This window comes from Marinobacterium rhizophilum, assembly GCF_024397915.1.
GTDB classification, from domain to species: Bacteria; Pseudomonadota; Gammaproteobacteria; order Pseudomonadales; family Balneatricaceae; genus Marinobacterium_A; species Marinobacterium_A rhizophilum_A.
The window spans coordinates 4,871,053-4,889,115 of the sequence record NZ_CP073347.1 but is presented as its reverse complement, the minus strand read 5'-3'; the positions used below and the strand labels follow the sequence as shown (position 1 = coordinate 4,889,115).

Genomic DNA, 18,063 nt, shown 5'->3' with positions numbered 1-18,063 from the left:
GTTTCCGAGGATCCGCTCAGGCCGGCCCGCTCTCATCCAGCTCCAGCATCTGTGCAAGTCGCACCAGCTCTGCCAGGGACCCTGCCTGCATCTTTTCCATCACATTGGCTCGATGCAGCTCCACAGTACGGGTACTGAGATTCAGTTCGTGCGCGGTCACCTTGTTCATTTTTCCGGCGACCACTGCTGTCATGACTTCCCTTTCCCGTGGTGTCAGCGCCGCATAACGCTGCTGCAGCTGCCCCCTGACCGCAATCTCCGCACGTCTCTCCAGGTCCCGCCTGACCGCGCTCTGCACCTTGTCCAGCAGACGCTGGTCGCTGAAGGGTTTTTCCAGCAGGTCCAGTGCGCCCTCCTGGATCGCCCTTACCGCGGTGGGCACATCGGCGTGTCCGGAAATAAAAATAAGTGGCATATCCGCACCCATGGCGTTCAGTTTTTCCTGCAGTTCCAGGCCACTCATGCCCGGCATGCGAATGTCCGCCACGATGCAGCCAGACCATTGCGGCCGGTAACTGACCAGAAAATCCAGCGCATTACTGAAGGTCTCGACCTCCAGGCCAATCGAGCGAATCAACATCGACAGCGCGGCGCGAACATCGCTTTCATCATCGATTATGAAGACACGCGCCTGATCCGAATTCATGCTCCTCCTCCCTCGCCCACCAGCGGCAGCGTCAACTGAAAGCAGGCCCCCCCCTGTGGATGATTAAAGCCGCCGACCCGTCCACCATGGGCCTCAACGATTGACTTGCAGATAGACAGGCCGATGCCTATGCCCATCGTTTTGCTGGTGACGAAGGGCTCGAACACCCGGTCGAGCAGTTGCGAGTCGATACCGGGCCCCTGGTCCAGTACGCTGATCTGCAGTTCCCGCGGCGCGCTGTGGTGGGCTCTGATACTCACCTTGCCGGTGCGCCCCGCGGCTTTCATGGCGTCCCGGGCGTTGCAGAGGTAATTCAGAATGACCTGTTCAATCTGGGTAACGTTGATGCGGACCGGCGGCAAAGGTTGCTCACACTCAAGCTGGATTTCGATAGCGTCGTCCCGCAGTTCCACCCGCGCCAGGGTAATGGAGTCCTGCAGCACCTGGAAAATATCCGCCATCACCAAGTCCGGTTCGCCCTTGCGCAGAAAGTTGCGCATCTGCTGAATGATATCCCCGGCCAATTCTGCATTGGCGGCCACGCGCTCCATTGCGTGGCGAATTTCGGCGACATCGGTGGTTTCACTGCCAAGCAACCTGAGGCAGGCCTGAGAATAGGTCAGGATCGCGCAAAGGGGCTGATTGACCTCGTGGGCAAAGGCAGAGGCCATCTCGCCCATGGAGCTCACCCTAGACAGGTGGGCCAGATCCTGCAAAACCTGGCGGGCATTCTCTTCCGCCTCGCGGCGCTCGGTAATATCACGGCCAACGGCTATGACGCTGTGAAGGGCACCTTGCTCCATGGCGGCCTTCAGCGACCAGGAGAGCCAGCGCTCGCCTCGCTCCGTATCAACCCTGTGCTCGAACTCCCCATGCTGCCCGGGAACGCCAAGCTGGCTCCAGCAGGCCCTGGCATGCAGCTGATCCGAGGTCTGAACCAGGTCAAGCAAGGGCATTCCCATCAGCGAAGCCTCAGTGCGGGCGAAAAATTCACACAGCGAGGGGCTGGCAAACTTAAACCGGCCGTCGGAATCCAGCTGGGCCACCAGCTCTTGCTGATTCTCGACCAGCAGACGGTATTTCTGCTCCTGCAGGCGAAGGTTGCGCGTAGCCTGCATCCGTTGCAGTTCGGCACTGGCCCGGGCGCAGAAGATATCGAACACCGCCTTGTGGTAGAAGCCATCCGGCATGGCTTGTGAATCAAAAAAGGCCATATGGCCGATCACCCGCTGATTATCGGCGTCAAAGATTGGCACCCCCAGATAGCTCTCGGCCCCGGCATCCTTGGGATAGCGCTCAGTCAGCCGACTGGCATAAAGACAGACGCGCCCTTCCTGAACCACCTTCTCGCAGGGAGTATCCGCCAGGTCATAATCAATATTTCCGGTAAAATCACGATGCGTCCAGTACGCCAGGGTATGCACCCGAGTGGTAGGAAAATCCAGGCATTCGGTGATCAGGGCGCCGTCCACATTGAGTACTTCAGCCAGCGACCGGGCCAGAACGCGAAAAAACTCGCTCCCGGTACTTTGCGCGGTGGTGCGGGCCACCAGCTGCAGCAACCGCTCCGCTTCGCTGCTGGCCACCATGGGCTGAACGCAGGCACATAGCTGCATCTGCCCGCCGGCCTGGATGCGGCCAAAGCGGATATCGACCGGGGAATGCCCACCACTGCAATCCACCAGGTGGCACTGAAGCCTGGCACTGCCCTCGGCCATCGTCTGCTGCCAAAGCGCAGCAATCCGCTCGTCGGTCAGTTCCGGAATCAGATCCGTCAGGGGGGATACGAAGAAAACCGAGTCATCGTAGCCGAGCAACCGCAGCATTTGCGGGCTGACGTAGACCAGCTCTGAGGTGTCATTAAAGCGCAAAGCAGCATTAAGGTTAGGCGCAGCCGATATCATCTGGAGACTCCCAGCTCGAGCTGTAAGCCGGAATTTGGAACAGGTACCCGTTCAGGCTGAAGCAATAGCTCAATGGAAAGGAAATTCTGATCCGGCTCTTCTCAGTATAATGCCCAACCCTATTTATGCTGCGGCAGCTCAGAACTCCGCTATGACGACAATGCCACCTGCCGGAGATACTCGGCCGCCTGGGCACGGCTATAGAAGCGTTCATTAAGAACAAAACCGGAAATAACGGCCACCCGGATCCGACGGCTCTGCCCCGCCTCGCTCACCACGAGCGCGGCCGGCAGGCCATCCAGCAGATGGATGGGAGCTGGCCGCCCATCGGCAAAACAGGAAAGGTAAATACGACCCGTCAGCGTATCCAGAAAGGCCGGGCGAAACCCCTGGGCGCGGTTGTTCTGACTAATACCACCGGTACCGCTGAAGTGGGCGTTTTCCCGGCTCAGTACTCTGTGACTGAGACGGCTATGGGTGGGCACTGGATTCAAGGCTTGCATGATCGGCCTCCTGCTGTGGCCGGGTTCAAGCGGATACTGAACCCGATATCGAATGTATGACCTGTATTCCAAGATACCCGCCAAACCCGCCCCGCATAATCCGTTCTCCTACCTGCCGCTTTGCGGTTACTACCTGTGCCATGGAGCAGAACCGGGTCAACCCGGGCTGCTGTCGGCGCCCGTATACGAATTTTCACGCCAAGACGCCAATTCGGGGAAAAATCACGGCGCCACCCCGAATCCCACCCGCCAGTAAACAAGGCGCCCGAAACTCATTTTACTTTTTATTTTTCATCAAGTTACAAACATAAATCGGCACTTGAAACCACACCCATACCGTAGCACCCGAGGCGCGACCTGCGGTTTTCCACAGGTACGACAGGTGGCATTGCGAATGCCAGGACAGGAACGATTTCTTCAGACTGGCTTCCATGGCATCGACGCCTGAACAGGTCAGCCATATCCCCTACAGACCCCTGAGGAAACAGACAATGAAAGCTTCTACTCAACTGATCAGCGCCGCCGTTTTTGCACTGTCCACTGCCGGCATTATCAGCGCAGGCACAGCACTGGCAGAGGAACCCCAGTTCGAAAAATGCTACGGCATTGCCGCCGCTGGCAAGAACGACTGCCAGACCGCAACCAGCTCCTGCGCCGGCACTTCCAAGCACGACCGACAAACCGATGCCTTTATCGCCGTACCCCAGGGCACCTGCAGCAAGATCGCCGGCGCCACCCTTGAAGCCAAGTGAAACTGGCTAGCCTGGCCCGGCACCGGGTCAGGCTCTGATCCAATCCACCGGTAGTGGCCCGGGCCTGTTCCGGCCACTACCTGCAGGAGAACGCGACCATGACCCATTCCAACGCCCATCGCGCAATTTCGGCCAGCACCGGTTCACCCCTTTTTACCCGCACCCTGTATTGGACGCAGCAGTGCACCCATGGACTGAATTTGCTTAGTCCTGCCGTAAGCCTGCTATTCCGGTTCTGGATCGCCGCCATTTTCTGGAAAGCGGGCATGGCCAAGATTGCCAGCTGGGACGCCACCCTCTACCTCTTCACATACGAATACAGCGTTCCGGTTCTGTCGCCGCAGCTCGCAGCCTGGCTGGGCACCGGCGTGGAATTGCTGATGCCGGTACTGCTTGCCCTGGGGCTGGCGACCCGCTTCAGTGCCCTGACGCTGTTCCTGTTCAACATCATCGCCGTCCTGTCCTACCCCAGCCTGAACGAGGTGGGCATTCAGCATCACCAGTACTGGGGATTGATGCTGCTGGTGCCGTTGTTCTACGGGCCAGGGCTGTTTTCGCTGGATGCGCTGATACAGCGTTATCTGCGCGCCAGATCCGCCATGCCGCAGGACCGCTAAATCAGCCTGAACCCTCAATAGCTCATAAGGAGGCGCCAGATGAACGGTCTGATGCCCAACCAGAGTACAGCGGCCTCCAGTCGGGCGATTCCGACCGAAGCCGGTATAGGCCTGCGAGGTCCGCATATGGAGGCGCTGCTGCAAAGCCTTCCCGCTGTCGGCTGGCTAGAAGCCCACTCAGAGAATTATTTCGGCGGCTCCGGGGTTCCGCTTTATTACCTGCTGCAAGCCCGTGAGCACTACCCGGTCAGCCTGCACGGTGTAGGGCTGTCCCTCGGCTCAACCGATCCGCTGTGCAGGTCTCACCTGGCGCGGCTGCGACAACTGATCGACCAGGTGCAACCGGGCCTGGTATCGGAACACCTGAGCTGGGGGTCGGTATCCGACATACATTTCAACGACCTGCTGCCCCTGCCCTACACCGAAGAAGCGCTGGATCATTTCTGCCAACGGGTCAGCCAGGTACAGGAGGCCCTGGGGCGTACACTGCTGATTGAAAACCCTTCCAGCTACCTGCGTTATCGCCACTCGACCATTGCGGAGTGGGAATTTCTGGACGCCATCTGCGAGCGCACCGGCGCCTTGCTGTTGCTGGATATCAACAATGTCTTTGTCAGTGCCTTCAATCACGGATTCGACGCCCAAACCTACCTCAAGGCGATTCCAGCCAAACAGGTGGCAGAGATTCATCTGGCGGGCCACAGCCTGAAACAGTTCGAGGACGGCGCGCTGCGGATCGACGACCATGCCTCACCGGTCTGTGAGGACGTCTGGGCCCTTTACCGGCAGTCTCTGCAGTGGCTGGGGCCCAAGCCAACCCTGATCGAGTGGGATGTAGCGCTGCCCCCCCTGCCGGAGCTGGTCGATCAGGCCCGGATTGCCCAGGACTGCCTGGATAACCTGTCGCCCCCCGGTAGAGGGACCCGCTCATGAGCGCCCTGAATCGACTGCAACGCGCCTTTGCCGAGGATCTCTGGGGCACTGAGCTGCGGCACTTGCAGGGCCTGGTTCTGGATGGCCGCCTGCCCGCCGCCCGGCTGCTGCAGATCTACCGCAATAATTTCAGCATTTCCCTGGAGGAAGCCCTGGCGGCGGACTATCCGGTACTGAAACGGCTGGTGGGTACGGAGTTTTTCCAGTTTTTGGCCGACCACTACCTGAGGGCCCATCCCTCAAGGTGCGGCGATCTGTTGCAGTTCGGAGACCGAATGCCGGCGTTTATCGCCGGCTTCAAGCCGGCGGCGGGCCTGGCGTACCTGTCCGACGTTGCACGCCTGGAGTGGGCCTGCCACGAGGTTGTCCATGCCCCCGATAACGAGACAGTCGATATTCAGACACTGGCACTGATGTCTTCCGGAAAACTGGCACAGCTGCACTTTCGTCTCGGCCCGGCCTGTCGACTTGTGGACTCGATCTTCCCCATTTATCACATCTGGCAATGCAACCAGGCAGAGATCGAGGACCCGCAAGCCATCCACCTGAACAGCGGCGCTGAAACGGTACTGGTGATACGTCCCCAGCTGAGGGTTCAGCTTTGGTCATTGCAGCCCGGCGCCAGCTTGCTGTTGCAGCAACTGGCGCAGGGGGCGCCCCTCGGCCATGCGGTCGAGCAGGTGCTGGCGGGCGACCCGACATTCGATCTGCAACCCCTGGTGTCCCACTACCTTGCGGCCGGCGTTTTGGTGCCGCTGAAATCCAAGTCAGACCGGCCTTCACCGGCAGGAGCTCAATCATGATGTCCCGCGAAACTTTCGACCTTGTACATAGCGTGCTGTCCACTCTCGCCTACGCATTCGTGTTCCTGGTCGGCCTGACCTTGCTGGCGCTCTGTCTGGTGTACCTGCTCGACGTCAGCCAGACCAAGCAGGCGCTGCGACGCAACTATCCGGTAGTGGCGCACTTTCGCTACGTCTTCGAGCATCTGGGCAGTTTTTTCCGCCAGTATTTCTTCGCCATGGACCGGGAGGAAATGCCGTTCAACCGCGCCCAGCGCAGCTGGGTGTACCGGGCTGCCAAGAACCTCGACACCACTCAGGCGTTCGGGTCCACCCGGGATATTCACCAACCAGGGGCACTGATATTCGTCAACTGCCCCTTTCCCACCCTGGGCATCGATGCAACCCCCGTGAGCAGCCTCATCATTGGCGCCAGCTGTCCTCAGCCTTTCACCGCCAACTCCCTGTTCAACATCTCCGGCATGAGTTACGGCGCACTGTCCAAACCCGCAGTGCAGGCCCTGTCCCGCGGCGCAAAACTGGCAGGCTGCTGGCTCAACACCGGTGAGGGCGGGCTCTCCCCCTGGCACCTGGAGAGCGGCTGCGACCTGGTGTTCCAGATAGGTACGGCCAAGTACGGTGTACGCGATGCCCAGGGCAACCTGTGCGACGCCCGCCTGCGAGAGGTTGCCGCCCATGCCCAGGTCCGCATGTTCGAAATCAAGCTGTCCCAGGGTGCCAAGCCTGGCAAGGGCGGCATACTGCCGGGCGCCAAGGTCAGCGCCGAGATTGCCAGCATCCGCGGCATAGCCGCCGGCCAGGACTCCATCAGCCCCAACCGTCATCCGGACATCAACAGCGTGGACGACCTGCTCGACATGATCGCCAGAATACGGCGTGTCACCGGCAAGCCAGTGGGATTCAAGTGCGTACTGGGGGCCTACGGCTGGCTCGATGCATTGTTTTCGAGGATCCGGCAGCGAGGTATGGACTCGGCTCCGGACTTCATCACCCTCGACAGCGCCGACGGCGGTACCGGCGCTGCGCCCACCAGCCTGATGGACTACATGGGACTGAGCATCCGCGAAAGCCTGCCCATGCTGGTGGACCGTCTGCAGAGCCACGGCCTGAAGTCACGCATCAGAGTGATCGCGTCGGGCAAGCTGATCAATCCGGCAGAAGTCGCCTGGGCCCTGTGCCTGGGAGCCGATTTCGTGGTCTCGGCACGGGGCTTTATGATGGCCCTGGGCTGCATCCAGGCGCTGCAGTGCAATCGCAATACCTGCCCCACAGGCATAACAACGCACAACCCCCGCCTGCAGAAAGGCCTCAACCCGGACCACAAGGCGCAGCGTGTACATCACTACGTTCACAACCTGGCGCATGAAGTCGCCGTGATCGCCCATGCCTGTGGCGTCAGAGAGCCCCGCGAACTGCAGCGCTATCACTGTCACCAGGTCATGCAAGGGGGGCGCAGCCGCGCCCTGAGCGAACTGTTTCCACTTCCAGCGCCGCCAGCCGCCGCACAAAGGATACCGCTGAGAGAGCCAGCCCTGGGCGATGAGCTCGCTGAACCCAAACACCCCCACGGGTAGCAAAGGCTGGCCGGTGAAGTCCCCGCCCGGGCCACTCCGGGCTTCACACCTGAGAGGAGATAGCCATGCTGTTGCTGACAGGTGCAGTGTTACTGGTCGTTATTCTGGGATACATGACGCAAACCACGGGGCTGTGCATGGTGCGCGGTGTCAGGGAATGGTCCCAGGGCCGCCCCGAGGTGATGCTTTCGATCCTTTGCTGCGGCGTGCTGGTCTGGGCCGTCGCCGTGGCTTCCCGGCATCTTGGGACCGGGATCCCTTTCCTGGTGTTCGAGCCGGGGCCCTGGTTTGCCGTTGGCGGACTCCTGTTCGGGCTGGGTACGGCGCTCAATCAGGGTTGCAGCATCTCCACCCTGAGCCGACTGGCCAGCGGAGAACTGCAGATGCTGACTACACCCCTGGGCTGGGTCGCAGGCTGGTGTAGCCTCGCCTACTGGCAGCCGAATCTGGAGGTGACGATGCTGCCGGGGCCTGGCCCCGGTGTGTTCGCACTGCTGGCTGCCATAACCTGCGCACTGGCGCTTTGGGCGCTACTGGGCAACCCCCTGCGCAGAAACCTCTGGCTCGGCATGATGGGAATCGGCCTGCTGTCCGGGATTTTGTACCTGTACGAACCGGGGTGGTCCCCCAGCGGCCTGCTGCAGGATCAGGTTGCGGCACTGATGGATCCGGACGGCCGCCAGACTCCCAGGCTCGCTCGATACGCGCTGGTACTGGCCCTGTTGTTCGGCATGTCTGTGGCCGCCCGCCGCCTGAATAAACTGCAGCTGCGGCCAGCCGGCACAGGCCCGCTATTGCTGCACTTTATCGCTGGCACCCTGATGGGCATAGGCGCGGCACTGGCGATGGGTGGCAACGATTCCCAATTGTTGCTGGCTCTGCCAGCGTTTTCTCCGGCAGGCTTTCTGACCGTTGCCTGCATACTGGCAGGTATCAGACTCGGCCTGTTTATTCTGGCCCGGACGCAAGGACGCGAGACCGCCTAGCGGCAAAGCATCCAGAAGGTGCAGCCCATTCAACCAACCTTGTCTGCGGCTACATGAACCTCTGACGCATGTTGCGCCTCGCTGACGATCCAGCTGCGAAACGCCTCGGCGTGCGGGTGCAGGTACTGGTGCGACGGATAGGTCAGGTGAAAGGCCTCCAGGGTTGCAACCCGCTGCGGGAAAGGTGCAATCAGGCGACCGCTGTCGATCATTTCCGCCACCAGGGAGGTGCGCCCCAGGGCGATACCATGGCCGCGCGTGGCCATTTCCAGCGCCGAAATCAGCGTATCGAACTGAATACCAGGGGTGGTATCCGCCTGCCCGAAACCGGTCTGGTTCAGCCAGTAGCTCCAGCCTTCCTTGTAGCCGATCACGTGCAGCAGCGTCTGTTCGGACAGATCCAGCGGGGACAACGGTGGCGCCTTGGCATCCAGCAGCTGCGGGCTGCAGACCGGCACCAGCTCGTCCCAGGTCAGGCGATCGGCGCTCAGGCCCGGCCAGACCCCTTCGCCATAGCGGATCTCCATGTCCGCATCCCACTTGCTCTCGTCGACCCAGATATTGCTGCTGAAACGCAGCCCGACATCGGGATGCAAGGCACGGAAACGCTCCAGTCTTGGGGCCAGCCAAAGGGTAAAAAAGACCAGGTTAACCTTGATGGTCAGCGACTTGGCACGCCCCTGGCCGAAAATCTCATCGGTCACGGCGGCCAGGCGCTCAATGGAATCCCGTACCGGCGGCAAGTAGGCACGGCCCGAATCGGTCAGCTCAAGCCCCCGGGGCAGACGCTTGAACAGCGCCGTGCCCAGCTGCCCTTCCAGTCCCTTGACCTGCTGACTGATGGCCGCCTGGGTCAGGTTCAGCTCGGCCGCTGCGAGGGTGAAATTGAGGTGACGTGCAGAAGCCTCGAAGGATCTCAGCCAGTTTAACGGCGGCAGTCGTTTCTTGTTCATGGATGGCTCGATATTCGATACTTGTTTTGCGCCAGAGTGTTACCGAAAAAAGCCACGAATACTATACTTCGCTGCGACACCCAGGGCTCCGTATATCCCGGCCCGTATTGACCAGGGATGTACGGGCCTAATCGAACCCGGGGAAGCGCCACAGACGGCGGCGCTTTCCATGTCAGGTCACATCAGCTCACATCAGGACGGGAACGCGAACCGGGCACCTTCGCGCGCACCCCCACTCGGCCAGCGCGTGGCTTAAAGAGGATGGTCTTGCGCCTGGTGTGAAAGCGCACGGCATCGGGACCGCTCCGGCCATGACAGGACCGTGCAGATCGCCAGACAGCGAGCGCTTCCAGCCGGCAAAACTGCCCGCTGGAAAGCGCCACCGGCGGCGGCGCTATCCACATCACATCAGGTCACATCAGCTCACATCAGGACGGGAAGGCGAACTGGGCCCCTTCACGCACACCGGCACTCGGCCAGCGCGTGGCTTAAAAGAGGATGGTCTTGCGCTTGGTGTAGAAGCGCACGGCATCGGGACCATAAGCGTGCAGGTCGCCAAACAGCGAGCGCTTCCAGCCGGCAAAACTGCCCGCTGGAAAGCGCCACCGGCGGCAACGCTATCCACATCACATCAGGACGGGAACGCGAATTGGGCCCCTTCACGCACACCGGCGGAGGGCCAGCGCTGGGTGATGGTTTTGCGCTTGGTGTAGAAGCGCACGGCATCGGGACCATAAGCGTGCAGGTCGCCAAACAGCGAGCGCTTCCAGCCGCCAAAACTGTGGTACGCCACCGGCACCGGCAGCGGCACGTTGATACCCACCATGCCCACCTGGATATTGTCGCTGAAGTAGCGCGCCGCCTCGCCATCACGGGTAAAGATGCAGGTGCCGTTACCGTACTCATGGGCATCGATCAGCTCCATCGCCTGCTGCATGCTATCTACACGCATGACCTGCAGCACGGGCCCGAAGATCTCCTCCTGGTAGCTTTGCATGTCCGGCGTGACCTGATCGATGAGGGTCGCGCCCACGAAATAGCCGTTCTCGTAACCTGGTACCTGCACGTTGCGGCCATCCACCACTATCCGGGCGCCCTGGGCTTCGGCGCTGTTGATATAGCCGACCACCTTTTCCTGGTGCTGGCGGGTAATCACCGGACCAAAATCGTTGCTGCGCTCGGTGCAGACGCCAACCTTGAGGCCAGCCATCGCCGCCGTCATTTTCTCGACCAGGCTATCGGCGGCGGCATCACCCACCGCCACGGCCACGGACAGGGCCATGCAACGCTCACCGGAGGAACCGAAGGCGGCACCCAGCAGCTGGTTCACGGCATTGTCCATATCGGCATCGGGCATGACGATGGCGTGGTTCTTGGCGCCGCCCAGGGCCTGGCAACGCTTGCCGTTGACGGTGGCGGTCGAATAAATGTACTCGGCGATGGGGGTTGAACCGACAAAGCTCACGGCCTTGATACGGCTGTCGGTCAGCAGCGTGTCCACCGCTTCCTTGTCGCCGTTGACGACGTTCAGCACACCGTCCGGCAGCCCGGCTTCCTGCAGCAGCTGGGCAATATAGAGCGTGGACGACGGGTCCCGCTCCGACGGCTTGAGCACGAAGCAGTTACCGCACACCAGCGCCATGGGCATCATCCACAGCGGTACCATGACCGGGAAGTTGAACGGCGTAATGCCGGCCACCACGCCCAGCGGCTGGAATTCGCTCCAGGAATCGATGTTGGGGCCCACGTTCTTGCTGTGCTCGCCCTTGAGCAGCTCCGGCGCACCGCAGGCATACTCGACATTCTCGATGCCCCGCTGCAGTTCGCCCAGGGCATCATGGCTGATCTTGCCGTGTTCTTCGCCGATCAGGGCCGCAATCTTGTCCGCATTCAGCTCCAGCAGTTCCTTGAAACGGAACATGATGCGCGCGCGCTTTAGCGGCGGCGTATCGCGCCAGGCCGGGAAAGCGGCGTCTGCAACCGCAATGGCCTGCTCCACGGTTTCCCGCGATGCCAGTACCAGCTCCTTGCTGGCTTCCCCGGTAGCCGGGTTGAAGATCGCCTGACGGCGCTCACCGGTGGCCAGCATCTGGCCATTGATCAAGTGTCCCAGTGTTTCCATGCTACTTGTCCTCAAGTTGAGTCCGCCGTGCCGAACGGGTCATCGGCGGATAAATTCGCGTGCGTTTTACTATGCAATTTGCTTGTTGTCGCCCGTTACCAGAGCTGCCGGTAGAGTTCGGCAATGTCCTCTGCGTCCGGCACCCGGGGGTTGTTGCCGGGTGAACCGGAAGCCAGCGCCTGCTCGGCCATCACCGGCAGCAAATCCATAAATTGCTGCCGGTCGATGCCAAACTGTGCCGGCCCTGGCACCTTAAGTTCGTCATTCAGGGCGTGCAGCTCTGCAAGCAGCTTGGCGTTGGCCTGCTCGTCGCTGTCCTGCTGCGTTGCGATGCCCATGGCCCGCGCACAGTCGGCGTAGCGTTCGGGGGCCGCCGGAATCGACCAGGCGGTGACGCAGGGCAGCAGCATGGCATTGGAAAGGCCGTGGGGCACGTGGAAGGCTGCACCTATGGGGCGGCTCATGCCGTGTACCAGCGCCACCGAGGCATTGGAAAATGCCACCCCGGCCAGGGTCGAGCCCAGCATCATGGCCTCGCGCGCTTCGCGGTCCGCGCCATTGTGGTAAGCACGGCGCAAGTTGGGCGCCAGCAGCGCCATGGCGGCGAGCGCCTGGCTATCGGAATACAGGCTGGCCTTCTTGCTGACGTACGCCTCGATCGCATGGGTCAGGGCATCAATCCCGGTATCGGCGGTGGTGCGCGGCGGCACACTGAGGGTCAGGTTGTAGTCAATCAGTGCCGCCACCGGCATGAAGCCAATGCCTACGCAAAGCATTTTCTCGTCGCTGGTTTCATCGGTAATGATGGTCACGCGGGTCACTTCGGAGCCGGTACCCGCCGTCGTCGGCACGGCGATAATCGGCAACCCGGCCTCCAGTACAATGCGCGGAAACTTGTAGTCACGCATCTGTCCACCGTGCCTGGCCAGGATGGCAATGGCCTTGGCACTGTCGATGGGGCTACCGCCACCGAGCGCGATAATGCAGTCGTAGTCACCATTGCGGGCCTGCTCAACCCCGGCCTGAATGGAAGCCACCGTGGGTTCTGGCACTGTATCGTCGAAGACATCGGCATGGACGCCATGCCCATTCAGGACAGCCTGAATACGGCTGGCATAGCCCAGCTGGACCATCATTTTGTCCGTTACGATCAGTGGCCTGGCACAACTCAGGCTGGTGAGGATATTGGGAATCTCTTCACTGGCGCCGGCGCCAACCTGCAGGATGCGCGGCAGTATGATTTGAGTAGACATGACAACTCCAGATATCAGGGTCAGAGCGGGGCAAAGCCGCACAGCGTTGTGGCCGCTGTGCCTGGGCTTTGCAGTTGCATCAAGGTCAGGGGTTAACGATTGACGGCTCGCCGCCGTGCGCTTGCGTGTTGCTGCGCAGGGCGCTGTGGCGGGCCAGTGACGCCGCCGCCTTTTCCTCGCGCAGCGACTTGAGCAAACCGTAGATGGCCAGTATCAGCACCACCGAGAAGGGCAAGGCGGCAACGATGGAGGCGGTTTGCAGCGCCTGGAGCCCACCGGCGAACAGCAGAACAGCCGCCACCGCGCCTATGGCCAGGCCCCAGAACACCCGGTAACGCGCCGGCGGGTTATCCCGGCCCATGCACACCAGGGTACAGATCACCAGGGTGGCCGAGTCGGCCGAGGTGACAAAGTAGGTCACCAGCATCACTACGCAGATGATCGTCATCAGCAGTGTCACCAGGCCGTCCAGGTGCATCAGCTCAATGGTTTTGAACAGTGAACCGGTTACATCCTCGTTCACCGCCGCCACCAGGCCGCCCTCAGCGAAGAGTTCGATAAACATGGCGGTATTGCCAAACACCGTAATCCAGAAGGCCGCCAGCACGGTCGGTGCGATCAGCACCCCCAGTACGAACTCGCGCAGGGTCCGCCCCCTGGAGATGCGGGCAATGAAAATGCCGCAAAAGGGTGCCCAGGCAATCCACCAGCCCCAGTAGAAAATGGTCCACCAGCCCTGCCACTGGCCCTTGGGATCGGGGTCAACCCAGAAACCCAGCTCAACCGCATGCACCAGGTAGTCACCCAGGTTGGTCACGAAGGCGCCAAGCAGATAGGCGGTGGGACCGAAAACGACAAAGCAGCCCAGAATCAGTACCGTCAGGTGCATGTTCCACTCGCTGAGTATGCGAATGCCCTTGTTGATCCCGGACAGGACCGAAGCCGTGGCGATCACCGAAATCACCGCAATCAGAATCACCTGGTTGGTGGTCGAGACCTCGATGCCCAGCAAATGGGCCAGGCCCGCGTTCATCTGCTGAGCCCCGAGCCCCAGGGACGTCGCGATGCCAAAGACAGTGCCGAACACGGCCAGAAGGTCTGCTGCATGACCGATAGGCCCGTAAATTTTTTCACCGAAAACAGGGTATAGGCATGAGCGAATCGACAGCGGCAGGCCCTTGCGGTAGGCAAAGTACGCCAGTGCCAGCCCTGTCACCGCGAACAGGCCCCAGCCGTGCAGGCCCCAGTGGAATATCGCCACGCGCATGGCGACCTGGGCAGCGGCAACGGTGCCCTGCTGCGCCTCGCTGATAAAAGGCGTGCCCTGCAGGTGGTATATCGGCTCGGCAATGCTCCAGAACAGAATACCGATACCGATACCGGCACCAAACAGCATCGAAAACCAGGAGAAATTGCTGAACTCCGGCCGATCACTGTCCTTGCCCAGGCGGATATCACCGTAACGGCTAAATATCAGCCAGACCGCCAGAAACAGGCAGAAACTGATCAACCCGATGTAGTACCAGGCCAGATCCGTTGCGATATAGCTCTTGGCTGCGTTGAACAGCCCGGCCGCGTAGTCCGCATTCATGACCGTAAAGAGCACAAACGCCAGCACCAGCACGGCGGCGCCCACCACCATCACCGGATGACCACTCTCGCGCCCTGCGCCTTGCGGGGAATCTGTATGCAGGGTGCTCATGGCTCATCCCTCCGACGCCGGTCAGAGGTCGCCAGAACGCTGCGGGAACATCGCCGCACCGACTTGCGCACAGGGATTGAATCACTGTTGTACTTATTATTCATGGTGAAGGTCTTCTTTATTATTTAGTCCGAACAAAAATTCGAACCCGGTTAAATTGATATGACGACCCGCTCACGGAACATACCGATCAGCACTAAAACCGAATCAGTTAATATCACTGACGACTGAAAGTCATTTTCATTAATTAAATGCATGAACAGAGAGCAAACCGCCATCACCGACACGAGGGCTATTGTTAGGATTTGAGTCGTTTTTTAAAAGCAATTAAATAGCACCCTTAGACCCCATAAAATTTATGCCTGGCACAGCGAAACCGCCCACACCCCAGGCAGTGCGGGGGTAACCAGCGCTTTCTGGCGACTGGACGTCGACGCACTGGGCGGTGCCCAGGAACAACCCTGGGTGACATAAAAAAAACAGGCCCTGAGGCCCATATTTTATTTCTGGCTAACGCCACTACAAATTTCTAATATCCACCCCGTTAGCCATGCATTAAAAAGCAAAGTCAGATAAACCCGGCGCCTCTGCAGCTTTTAAACGCGCAGATAAACGGCCAAAAAAGAAAATTTCCCAATAAAACCCTCATGCCAGCCCGATCAAACGCCTGGCAGTTATTTCGCTAAGGATGAATGAACATGCACAATAACAATCAACTGCCGCTGGCGGGTGTTCGTGTCGTTGATTTCGGCCAGCAGATTGCCGGCCCCGCTGTTGCCATGACGCTGGCTGACCTGGGCGCAACGGTGGTGCATATAGACCCTCCCGGCGGCCCACAGTGGGACCACCCGGCCAATGCCGTGCTGAACCGCAACAAGAGCTGCCTGCGACTGGACCTGAAAACCGGCACCGGCCTCGCCCAGGCACTGGCGCTGATTGCACAGGCTGACATCGTTATCGAAAGCTTTCGTCCCGGCGTGATGCAGCGCCTGGGGGTTGATTTTGCCCAGCTGCGCGCGGCGCGCCCGGAACTGATCACCCTGTCGGTACCGGGCTTTGCCAGCAACGACAGCCTGCGGCGCGAGTGGAAGGCCAGCGAAACCGTGGTAGCCGCCACCGCCGGAGCCTTTACCGACATGGGCTTTAACCGCGTGCTGCTGGGCCTGAACCCGAGCTTCTCGCCACTGCCGCTGGGTTCCGCCTACGCCACTACCCTGGCGGCCGCCTCCGTCGTTCTGGCCCTGCAGGCGCGGGAAAAATCCGGCCGTGGCGATGCCATCGAAGTGCCCGTCGTGTCTGCCCTGATGGAAGGCCTGTCGTACAATTCCTACGTGATCGAAGGCCTGCCCGAGCGCTACAAAACCATGCGCGAGCTGGAAATCGAGTACCGCAAGGCCAACAACATCGCAATGGATCTGAGTTACGACGACCTGCAGGAGTACCTCGATCCGTTCTACCGCACGTACCGCTGCGCCGATGGCCGCATGTTCTATTGCGTCTGCCCATCGCACCGCAACCACGCCAAGCGCGCCCTGAGCGTGCTGGGTATCTATGAAGAACTGGTCGCCGAAGGCCTGCCCGAAGTGCAGGACCTGCACGCGCCGATCAGCGAATGGGATGGCGAGACCTCTATCGGCGTCTACCCGCTGCCCAAAAAATGGGCCGACCATATCTCAGCCAAGATGAAAGCGGCCTTCCTGACCAAGACCTCCGAGGAATGGGGAAAAATCTTCGGCGAAGGCCAGATCCCCGGCGCACCGCACCGCACGACCCGGGAATGGGTCAACCACGAACACACCAATGCCGCCGGCCTGATCGTCGAGGTCATGGACCCCGAGTACGGCCTGATGAAACAGCCCGGCCCCTTCGCCTGGCTGGAAGAGAGCGCCGCGCAGATGGTCACGCCGCGCCCGCGCAAGCAGGTGAGCTTTGAGCAGGCCCTGGCCGAGCTGCGTGAAGTGGCCGCACAGGAAGTTCTGACACGCCCGGTTGGCGCGGCCATTGCGCCTGCCAGCAATACGGGCTGGCTCGACGGCATGCGCGTGCTCGACCTGACCAACGTCATCGCCGGCCCCCACTCTACCGCCTTCCTCGCCCGTTTCGGCGCCGAGGTGATCAAGCTGGATCCGGTCAAGCCTTTGTACGACCCGCTGATCGGCACCCTGTTTACCTTCCAGACCGGCATGGGCAAGCAAAGCGCACTGGTCGACATCATGAGCGAGCAAGGCCGCGAGGTGTTCAACCGCCTGGTACGCTCGGTCGACATGGTGGTGATCAACGCCCCCGAGCGCCAGCTCAAGGCCCTGGGGCTGGACAACGACAGTCTGCAGGCGGTCAACCCGGGTGTGCTCTTCTGTCGTCTGGACTGCCTGGGTGGCCCCCTGCCCGGCCCCAAGAGCAACTACATCGGTTACGACGACATCATCCAGGCCCACAGCGGCATCATGAGCCGATTCGGCGGCCCGGATACGCCGGAAGAGCATGCTCACTTGGGTACCCTGGACGTGAACTGCGGCTTCGCCGCGGGTCTTGGCATGGCGGTATCGATCTACCACAAGCTCAGAACCGGCCAGCCAAGCCGCTCGCGCACCTCGCTGTCGGCCATCACCAACCTGGCGCAGCTGACCTTCGCCTTCGATTACGCAGGCCGTGCCCCCTTCAACGAGCCGTCCGGCCGTGAAGTACTGGGGCACAACGCCCTGTCGCACTTCTACCAGGCGGCTGATGGCTGGGTTTACATTGACGCCCGCGAGTCCGAGCTGGCACAGCTGGAGCAAATCGAAGGCCTGGCGGGCATCAGTGCCGCGGCGAATGTTGGCGAGTTCCTGCAAACCCGTCTGCAAACCGCACCGGCGGCCTACTGGGCGGACGTGCTGCAGGCAGCGGACATCGCCGCCGCCGTACCGCAGTCCATTGAATCGCTGCGCGAGCAGTACAGTCGCGACGGTGATGGCACCGTGGGCATCGACCGGGGCAGCTTTGCCTTCTCGATCCACCGCAACCACCCCAGCGGCCACTGCCTGACCCAGATCGACCACCTGGCCATCCGCCCCAGCGAAGCCAGCATCAGGGCCGTGAGCCTGCCGGAACGCTGGGGCCACTCCACCCGCGAAGTGCTGAGCGATGCCGGCTACAGCGCAGGCGAAATCGAGTCGATGCTCGAGCGCAACATCGCCAGTCTCGGCTGGGCCCGGGAATACCTGCCAAGCTAAACACGGCAGTTGCTCACCACAGGCCCGGGGGTAAAATCCCGGGCCTGCTTGTATCGATCCTCCTCCCCCAACACCGCATCCCTGCAACACCCGCGGCTGATCA

Annotated in this window: 14 protein-coding genes; 7 read left to right on the top strand and 7 right to left on the bottom strand. The window is 61.0% G+C overall.

What is annotated here, in order from left to right; genetic code table 11:
• Window positions 1–16: 16 nt before the first annotated feature.
• The 3 genes from KDW95_RS22100 to KDW95_RS22090 form a co-directional block, all read right to left on the bottom strand.
• A complete protein-coding gene (locus KDW95_RS22100; RefSeq protein WP_255853928.1) occupies window positions 17–646 on the bottom strand; it encodes a response regulator transcription factor in 630 nt (209 codons plus the stop codon).
• Window positions 643–2,550 (bottom strand): ATP-binding protein, encoded by a 1,908-nt coding sequence (locus tag KDW95_RS22095; RefSeq protein ID WP_255853927.1) that lies wholly within the window; start codon window positions 2,548–2,550, stop codon window positions 643–645. The genes KDW95_RS22100 and KDW95_RS22095 overlap by 4 nt, the downstream gene beginning before the upstream one ends.
• Window positions 2,551–2,699: 149 nt before the next feature.
• Window positions 2,700–3,053: a hypothetical protein gene (locus KDW95_RS22090; RefSeq protein WP_255853925.1), complete on the bottom strand. Its 354-nt coding sequence runs from the start codon at window positions 3,051–3,053 to the stop codon at window positions 2,700–2,702.
• A gap of 491 nt (window positions 3,054–3,544) precedes the next feature.
• On the opposite strand from KDW95_RS22090, the gene KDW95_RS22085 reads away from it, so the two are divergent.
• The 6 genes from KDW95_RS22085 to KDW95_RS22060 all read left to right on the top strand — a co-directional run bounded on the left by KDW95_RS22085 (window position 3,545) and on the right by KDW95_RS22060 (window position 8,718).
• Complete coding sequence (locus tag KDW95_RS22085) at window positions 3,545–3,805, top strand: BufA1 family periplasmic bufferin-type metallophore (RefSeq protein ID WP_255853924.1); 261 nt, start codon at window positions 3,545–3,547, stop codon at window positions 3,803–3,805.
• Between the two features lie 98 nt (window positions 3,806–3,903).
• Entirely contained in the window at window positions 3,904–4,422 is a 519-nt protein-coding gene (locus KDW95_RS22080; protein WP_255853923.1) for a DoxX family protein, read from the top strand.
• A gap of 39 nt (window positions 4,423–4,461) precedes the next feature.
• Window positions 4,462–5,355 carry an MNIO family bufferin maturase gene (gene bufB / locus KDW95_RS22075; RefSeq protein ID WP_255853922.1) on the top strand — a complete coding sequence of 298 codons (894 nt, stop codon included), beginning with the start codon at window positions 4,462–4,464 and terminating at the stop codon, window positions 5,353–5,355.
• Window positions 5,352–6,158 (top strand): HvfC/BufC N-terminal domain-containing protein, encoded by an 807-nt coding sequence (locus KDW95_RS22070; RefSeq protein WP_255853921.1) that lies wholly within the window; start codon window positions 5,352–5,354, stop codon window positions 6,156–6,158. The genes bufB and KDW95_RS22070 overlap by 4 nt, the downstream gene beginning before the upstream one ends.
• Window positions 6,155–7,732, top strand: a complete 1,578-nt coding sequence (locus KDW95_RS22065) for an FMN-binding glutamate synthase family protein (protein WP_255853920.1) — start codon at window positions 6,155–6,157, stop codon at window positions 7,730–7,732. Before KDW95_RS22070 ends, KDW95_RS22065 begins: the two co-directional genes overlap by 4 nt.
• Before the next feature lie 65 nt (window positions 7,733–7,797).
• Window positions 7,798–8,718 (top strand): YeeE/YedE thiosulfate transporter family protein, encoded by a 921-nt coding sequence (locus KDW95_RS22060; RefSeq protein WP_255853919.1) that lies wholly within the window; start codon window positions 7,798–7,800, stop codon window positions 8,716–8,718.
• Window positions 8,719–8,747: 29 nt separating this feature from the next.
• On the opposite strand, the gene KDW95_RS22055 is transcribed toward KDW95_RS22060, so the two are convergent.
• From KDW95_RS22055 to KDW95_RS22040, 4 genes are all read right to left on the bottom strand, one after another.
• Entirely contained in the window at window positions 8,748–9,671 is a 924-nt protein-coding gene (locus KDW95_RS22055; protein WP_255853918.1) for a LysR substrate-binding domain-containing protein, read from the bottom strand.
• A gap of 631 nt (window positions 9,672–10,302) precedes the next feature.
• On the bottom strand, window positions 10,303–11,793 hold the full coding sequence (locus KDW95_RS22050; protein ID WP_255853917.1) for a CoA-acylating methylmalonate-semialdehyde dehydrogenase: 1,491 nt from the start codon (window positions 11,791–11,793) through the stop codon (window positions 10,303–10,305).
• Between the two features lie 95 nt (window positions 11,794–11,888).
• The gene (locus KDW95_RS22045) at window positions 11,889–13,046 is read right to left on the bottom strand and encodes an iron-containing alcohol dehydrogenase (RefSeq protein ID WP_255853916.1); all 1,158 of its coding nucleotides are present in this window, start codon (window positions 13,044–13,046) and stop codon (window positions 11,889–11,891) included.
• 85 nt (window positions 13,047–13,131) lie between these two features.
• Window positions 13,132–14,748 (bottom strand): BCCT family transporter, encoded by a 1,617-nt coding sequence (locus tag KDW95_RS22040; RefSeq protein WP_255853915.1) that lies wholly within the window; start codon window positions 14,746–14,748, stop codon window positions 13,132–13,134.
• A gap of 698 nt (window positions 14,749–15,446) precedes the next feature.
• On the opposite strand from KDW95_RS22040, the gene KDW95_RS22035 reads away from it, so the two are divergent.
• Window positions 15,447–17,960 (top strand): CoA transferase, encoded by a 2,514-nt coding sequence (locus KDW95_RS22035; protein WP_255853914.1) that lies wholly within the window; start codon window positions 15,447–15,449, stop codon window positions 17,958–17,960.
• Window positions 17,961–18,063: the final 103 nt, after the last annotated feature.